The 6503-nt window shown below is 66.6% G+C and carries 8 protein-coding genes and 1 pseudogene; 2 read left to right on the forward strand and 7 right to left on the reverse strand.

The genetic code is table 11. The features are described from left to right. The 4 genes from VFH65_RS31995 to VFH65_RS01850 all read right to left on the reverse strand — a co-directional run. The coding region (locus VFH65_RS31995) for a hypothetical protein (RefSeq protein WP_414688338.1) at positions 1-120 on the reverse strand (120 nt) is incomplete at its 3' end. Then, positions 120-1163 (reverse strand): phenylalanine--tRNA ligase subunit alpha, encoded by a 1044-nt coding sequence (pheS, locus tag VFH65_RS01840; protein WP_353319424.1) that lies wholly within the window; start codon positions 1161-1163, stop codon positions 120-122. The genes VFH65_RS31995 and pheS, both read right to left, overlap by 1 nt. Before the next feature lie 7 nt (positions 1164-1170). Next, on the reverse strand, positions 1171-1944 hold the full coding sequence (locus VFH65_RS01845; protein WP_353319425.1) for a rhomboid-like protein: 774 nt from the start codon (positions 1942-1944) through the stop codon (positions 1171-1173). An 8-nt stretch (positions 1945-1952) separates the two neighbouring features. Continuing rightward, positions 1953-2813, reverse strand: coding sequence for an adenylate/guanylate cyclase domain-containing protein (locus tag VFH65_RS01850; RefSeq protein ID WP_414688337.1), 861 nt, complete (start codon positions 2811-2813; stop codon positions 1953-1955). 133 nt (positions 2814-2946) lie between these two features. Between VFH65_RS01850 and VFH65_RS01855 the strand changes: the two genes are divergently transcribed. Then, complete coding sequence (locus tag VFH65_RS01855) at positions 2947-3960, forward strand: oxygenase MpaB family protein (RefSeq protein WP_353319426.1); 1014 nt, start codon at positions 2947-2949, stop codon at positions 3958-3960. Positions 3961-3969: 9 nt separating this feature from the next. After that, entirely contained in the window at positions 3970-5214 is a 1245-nt protein-coding gene (locus tag VFH65_RS01860; RefSeq protein ID WP_353319427.1) for an acyl-CoA dehydrogenase family protein, read from the forward strand. On the opposite strand, the gene VFH65_RS01865 is transcribed toward VFH65_RS01860, so the two are convergent. The 3 genes and pseudogenes from VFH65_RS01865 to VFH65_RS01875 all read right to left on the reverse strand — a co-directional run. Continuing rightward, positions 5211-5558 (reverse strand): hypothetical protein, encoded by a 348-nt coding sequence (locus tag VFH65_RS01865; protein ID WP_353319428.1) that lies wholly within the window; start codon positions 5556-5558, stop codon positions 5211-5213. The two genes, VFH65_RS01860 and VFH65_RS01865, sit on opposite strands and share 4 nt — an antisense overlap. Positions 5559-5589: 31 nt before the next feature. Beyond that, positions 5590-6348 (reverse strand): TrmH family RNA methyltransferase, encoded by a 759-nt coding sequence (locus VFH65_RS01870; RefSeq protein ID WP_353319429.1) that lies wholly within the window; start codon positions 6346-6348, stop codon positions 5590-5592. A gap of 23 nt (positions 6349-6371) precedes the next feature. Continuing rightward, a pseudogene (locus VFH65_RS01875) lies at positions 6372-6503 on the reverse strand (50S ribosomal protein L20); the annotation flags it as partial.

Genomic DNA, 6503 nt, shown 5'->3' on the forward strand with positions numbered 1-6503 from the left:
GATCTCCTCGACCTCATGGCCGATGCGAATAAGCGTCTGCTCGAGCTCGTCCGGCGATACGTCCCACCCGGGAGCGCCTGCCTGAACGACGTCGCGCAGCCAGCTGTACGGAAGCCGCATCAGGCCCCTACCCCGAACGGCAGGGAGAACCGCACGTCGCCCTCGACCATGTCGCGCATATCGGGGATGCCGTTGCGGAACTGCAGTGTCCGTTCCAGCCCCATGCCGAACGCGAAGCCGGAGTAGATGTCGGGATCAATGCCGCAGGCGCGCAACACATTCGGGTTGACCATGCCGCAGCCACCCCACTCCACCCAGCCGGGTCCGCCCTTCTTGTTGGGGAACCAGACGTCGACCTCGGCCGATGGCTCGGTGAACGGGAAGAAGTGCGGACGGAACCGGGTGCGGCCCGCGGGACCGAACTCCGAGCGGGCGAACGCGTCGAGCGTGCCGCGCAGGTGCGCCATGGTCAGGCCCTTGTCCACCGCGAGACCTTCCACCTGGTGGAAGACCGGGGTGTGGGTGGCGTCCAATTCGTCGGTGCGGAAGGTGCGCCCGATCGAGATGATGTAGACCGGCAGGTCACGTTCGAGCAGAGCGCGAATCTGCACCGGCGACGTGTGGGTGCGCAACACCTGCCGTGACCCGTCGGGCGCGATGTAGAAGGTGTCCTGCTCGCTGCGCGCGGGATGATCCGGCGGGAAGTTCAGAGCGTCGAAGTTGAACTGCTCGGTCTCGACCTCCGGGCCCTCGGCCAGCTCCCAGCCCATCGCGACGAATGTGTCGGCGACGTGCTCGGCGAGGATCGTGATCGGGTGCCGGGCGCCGATCGGCTGACGGGTCGACGGCAAGGTGACGTCGATGCGCTCGGCGACAAGCACCGCCGCGTCACGCTCAGCCCGCAGCGCGGCGAGCCGCTCGTCGTAGCTGCGCTGCGCCTCGGTCCTGGCGACGTTGACCCGCTTGCCGGCGTCGGCGCGGTCGGCCTTTGGCAGCGAGCCCAGCGCCTGGCGTGCCAACGCGATCGGCGAGCGGTCGCCGAGGTGCTCGGTCTTGGCGCGCGCGAGCGAGTCGAGATCGGAGGCCAAGTCGAAGGCATGCCGGGCCGCGCTGACCGCTTTGGTCAGCGTTTCCTCGGTTAGGTCAATCGGCTGCTCAGCCACCGGGCGATCATAAGCGATGGGCCGATGGCGCTTCGCAGGCATTTCCCGCGTGCCATATCTCCACGCTTGCTGCCACGAACAGACCCAATACCGTCGCGGCGATCATCGACAGCTCCGTACTTGCCAGCACCAGGTAACCGAACGCGGCCGCGACGCCGAGCAGCACCACGCGCGGCGGCGTCCAGCGTCCAGGCGTGCCGAACCGCGTCGATACCAGCATCCCGAGCAATAGCGCGACCGCGTGGCCGACGTCGGTGAAGTCGCGGCCGATCGCCACCACCACGACCCCGACCGCCAGCCACCAGCCGACCCACGCGGGCCGCCAGCGTCGCGGGATGGCCGCGGTCAGCGCACCGAGCACGGCAGCGGCGCCGTAGCTCATGCCCACATCCGTCGCGTGGCTCACCTCCGCGGGCAGCCAGTCGAGTTCGACGGCGGCCGTCAGACCGATCGCCACCAGCAGAGTCGCGCCCACGTGCCCCACCGCGAAGGCCACCACCAGCCTGCCGCTGCGCCACAACAGCTCGGCCAGCGCGAGCAGGCACACCAGTCCGGGCAGCCACAGGTAGATCGGCCCGGCGTCAACGACGAACGCGCTGTCCAGCAGGGTTCCGACGTGCCCGCGGCTCAGGTTGTGCAGGTTGGTGCTGGTATGTCGGATGACGCGGTCCTGCACGTCCGGGCCGAGTGCCACCAAGACCGTTGTCACGCACGTCACGATCACCGCGTATGCCACCGTGACCCGGACGCGCGCGAGACTCGCGAGCAATCCCAACCCCATCAGGCACACTATGCGCCCGCTGTACCGCCGTCTTCGTCAACATCGGCTGGCAACTGCCTGCGAGTTTTCAAGCGGTACATGGTGAAATCCGCAGGCACCCCATTGGGTTTGTTCGTAAACACCTGCTTGCGAAGCCGTTTGGCGGTCACGCCGAGCGAATCGAAGTCCTCGTCCGTAATCCGTTCCAGTGTGGCCTGTGACACCACCAGCTCACCTCTGGTGGCGCGTTCCATCACCCGGGCGGCGATGTTGACGTCGACGCCAAGCCAATCCGATCCGATGCGCTGCGGGCGGCCGGTGTGGACGCCGACGCGCATTCTTGGCGTATAACCGTCCACGTCAAGGGCTTTCACCGCTTCGCGAGCGGTGATCGCGGCGCGCACCGCGGTCCCGGCGTCGGCGAACACCGCCATGATCCCGTCGCCCATCCGCTTGACGATGTGCCCGCCCGCCTCCAGCAGCGGGGGCTCGACCACTTGCGACACCCGCCGCAACAGCTTCAGCGTGGCCTCGTCACCGGCCCCCAATGACCACTCCGAGAAGCCGACCAAATCAGTAAAGACCAGCGTCACCTCACGATTGGCCGGCCTGCCGGACACCCGCTCGGTCAGTGCCTGCCAGACCTGCAGGGCGCCCAGACTGACCTCACGTGAGGCCGCCTCTCGTTCAAGCAGCCGATCGGCGGCCCGAGCCGCAGCACTGGGACCGCCAACGCCGCTCGTCGACAACGGATCTCCGAATTCGGGATCACCCGGCAGCACGCGCCGCGCACGCCGGAGAAAGTTGATGACACCCGGGTTGTGATTGGTGCTCTTCAGCCACCCCGCCGGTCCGGATGAACGACGCGGCGCAGCCGACTCGACATCCACAGCGGCCAGCGTACCCGGCCGATAAAGCGGCTGGTCACGACCGCATGGCGCATCGATAGCCGCGGAATAACACTTCGGTCGCCACGCCCCGCAAATCGTAGACAACGTGCGTTGTCAACATTATCGTGTGGTCATGAAGATCGCGACGACGGCCGACCCCCTCGGGCCGGACTCGCTGACATGGAAGTACTTCGGCGACCTGCGCACCGGGATGCTGGGCGTCTGGATCGGCGCGATTCAGAACATGTATCCGGAACTGGGCGCCGGCGTCGAGGACCACTCGATACTGCTGCGCGAACCACTGCAGCGGGTGGCCCGGTCGGTGTATCCGATCATGGGGGTGGTCTACGACGGTGAGCGCGCCACGCAGACCGGTGAGCAGATCAAGGGCTTCCACAAGACCATCAAGGGAGTCGACGCGGAGGGCCGCCGCTACCACGCGCTGAATCCCGAGACGTTCTATTGGGCGCACGCCACGTTCTTCATGTTGATCATCAAGACCGCCGAGTACTTCTGCGGCGGGCTGACCGACGCCGAAAAGCGCCAACTGTTCGACGAACACGTGCAGTGGTACCAGATGTACGGCATGAGCATGCGGCCGGTGCCCGAGTCCTGGGACGAGTTCTGCGACTACTGGGAGCGAAAGTGCCGCGATGAGTTGGAGATCAACCGCGCCACGCTCGACATCTTCTCGATCCGCATTCCCAAGCCGTGGTTCGTGTTGATGCCAACGCCGGTCTGGGATCAACTCTTCCGTCCGATGGTCGGCGCGCAGCGCTGGATTGCGGCGGGTCTGTTCGATCCGGCGGTGCGCGAAAAGGCCGGAATGCGTTGGACACCCGGCGACGAGGTGTTGCTGCGACTGTTCGGCAAGCTGGTCGAGATGGCTTTTGTGGTTGTGCCCGATGAGATTCGGCTGCACCCGCGAGCACTGGCCGCCTACCGTCGCGCCGACGGCCGCTTGCCCGAAGATGCCCCGCTGGTCGAGGCGCCCGCGTTCATGGCGCCGCCGCGCGACCGACGCGACCTGCCCGTCCACTACGTACCGCGGCGCAAGACGCTGCTCGACCGCGCGGGATCCCTGGTGCACACCACGTTCTCGCTCGCCGGCCTGCGACCGGCCCGCGGTCGCAACAAAGCGGCCTAGGCTAGCGCCATGCTCGAGTGGTCCGACGTCGACCTCGCCGTGCGCGACGCCGTTCGCGAATTCGTGGACAAGGAGATCCGCCCGCACGTCGACGCCCTCGAAAGCGGCGAGATGGAGCCCTATCCGATCGTCCGCAAGCTGTTCGCGACCTTCCGCATCGCCGACATGGCCCGCGACTCACTAAACAAGCGGCTCGCCGGGATGCGTGAGGGCCGAGAACCGTCCGGCAAGCCCTCGGGCGGCATGTTCGGCGGTGGCGGCGGACAAGCTGGGATGGGGTTCGTGGTCGTCAGCGAACTGTGCCGGGTGTCGATGGGCGTCGTCACCGGGATGGGTGTCAGCCTCGGGCTGACGGTGCCGACGATCATGGGCCGCGGCACGCTCGCGCAGCAGGAGCGGTGGCTGCCAGGCCTGGTCACCTACGACAAGGTGGGTGCGTGGGCGATCACCGAGCCTGACTCGGGCTCGGATGCGTTCGGCGGCATGAAGTCCTATGTGGTGCGCGACGGCGACGACTACATCCTCAACGGGCAGAAGACGTTCATCACCAACGGGCCCGACGCCGACGTTGTGGTGGTGTACGCGAAGCTCAACGAAGATGGGGCTTCGGTCGACAAGCGGGACCGCAAGGTGCTCACCTTTGTTCTGGATCGCGGCATGGAGGGCTTTGTCCAGTCGAAGCCGTTCCGCAAGATGGGCATTCACAGCTCCCGTACGGGTGAACTGTTCTTCAACAACGTGCGACTGGGCCGGGATCGGCTGTTGGGCGAATCCGAGGAGAATGCGGCAGGCGACGGCCGTGCGAGCGCGCGGTCGAGTTTTGCCGCCGAACGCATCGGGGTTGCCTCGATGGCGCTTGGCGTGATCGAGGAATGCCTGCGGCTGTGTGTCGACTACGCCAAGAACCGCAGGCTGTGGGGCCAGGAGATCGGGCAGTTCCAGCTCATCCAGCTCAAGCTGGCGCAGATGGAACTCGCCCGAATGAACGTGCGCAACATGCTGTTTCGGGTTATCGAGGCAATGCAGACCGGCTTTGAGATCTCGCTGCCCGAGGCGTCGGCGATCAAGTGGTACTGCTCGCAGGCCGCCACCGATGTCGCGATGGACGCCGTGCAGTTGTTCGGCGGCAACGGCTACATGACCGAGTACCGGGTGGAACAGCTTGCCCGCGATGCCAAGTCGCTGATGATCTACGCGGGCAGCAACGAGGTGCAGATCACCCACGTGGCCCGGGGATTGCTCAACGGCGGCTAGCCGGCTGCCGGAAAACCCGGGTGATTCCCTTGGCTCCCGCCTCTGCGCGACATCTCAGCGACTTCGTCATGCAACGCGCGTACTCGCGTGAAGATCCGATGCTCGGTTGCCCGCGGCATGGTCCCTGGGCGGTATAGACCGCGTCGGAATCGGATCACCCGACCGCGTGCACTCTCCCACCGCAGCGCATCCGACACCGACTTCGACGCGCGCCCGGCAGTGCGGAAACCGTGGTAGGTCAGCGCGTCGACGAGTTCGTCGACGGTCGCCGGACCGTGGTCGAGCAGGTACGCGGTGAGCAGGTAGCGCAGCTCGATGCCTCTCACCTCTAGCAAGTTGCTCATTGCCAGACAATGACATGCCGGTGTGACACCGCTACGGTTGTCGCTCCGTTGTCGCTCGCAGGCGGGCACTTTGGTACAGGCAGATCGCCGCCGCCGACGCGACGTTGAGGCTCTCGGCGTTGCCGGGCATCGGGATGCGAACCCGGTGCGTCGCCATACCGGCGAGATCGGATGGCAGACCGTGCGCCTCAGGCCCGAACAACCAGGCCGTCGGCGCCGACAAGTCAGCGTCGTCGAGGCTGACTTCTCCGTCCACCGTGGTGGCCAATACCTGCAGACCCGCTTCGCTCAACGCGGCGACCGCCGTTGGCGCATCGGGCTCAGACACCACCGGAACCGCGAAAATACTCCCCGCCGATGCGCGCAGACACTTGCCGTTGTACGGGTCGACGCTGTTTCCGGCCAGCACCACGGCGTCGGCGCCCATCGCATCGGCGACTCGGATCAGCGTCCCCGCATTGCCGGGCTCGGAGATCTCCACCGCCACCGCCACCAACCGCGGAGATTCCGCGAGCACGTCGCTCAACGTCGTTTCCGGCAGCGAGCAGACCGCGACCAGGCCGACCGGAGTCACGGTGTCGGACAACGCCTTTGCGGCACGGTCGGTCACCACGTACACGGGGAGGTCGGCCAGCATCGCGCCGAAGCGGCTCAACGCAGACTCGGTGACGAATACCTCAGAAACGAGTCCGCGCCGCGACGCGGCCTCGACGAGGTTGGGCCCCTCGGCAAGAAAGCGTGCGGCGCGGCGTCGTCCGACGTGGCGATGCAGTTTGACCGCTGCTGCCACCCGAGCGGAGCGCTCGGTTAGCGTCAGGCGGCCTCTCCGGACGGTGCGTTGACGTCCTCGGGCAGTGCGCCCTTGGCGACCTCGACCAGTGCGGTGAAGGCGGTCGGATCGCTGACCGCGATCTCGGCGAGGTTCTTGCGGTCAACCTCGACCCC

Origin of the sequence: Mycobacterium sp. (genome assembly GCF_035697385.1) — a bacterium.
In the GTDB taxonomy this organism is placed as follows: domain Bacteria; phylum Actinomycetota; class Actinomycetes; order Mycobacteriales; family Mycobacteriaceae; genus Mycobacterium.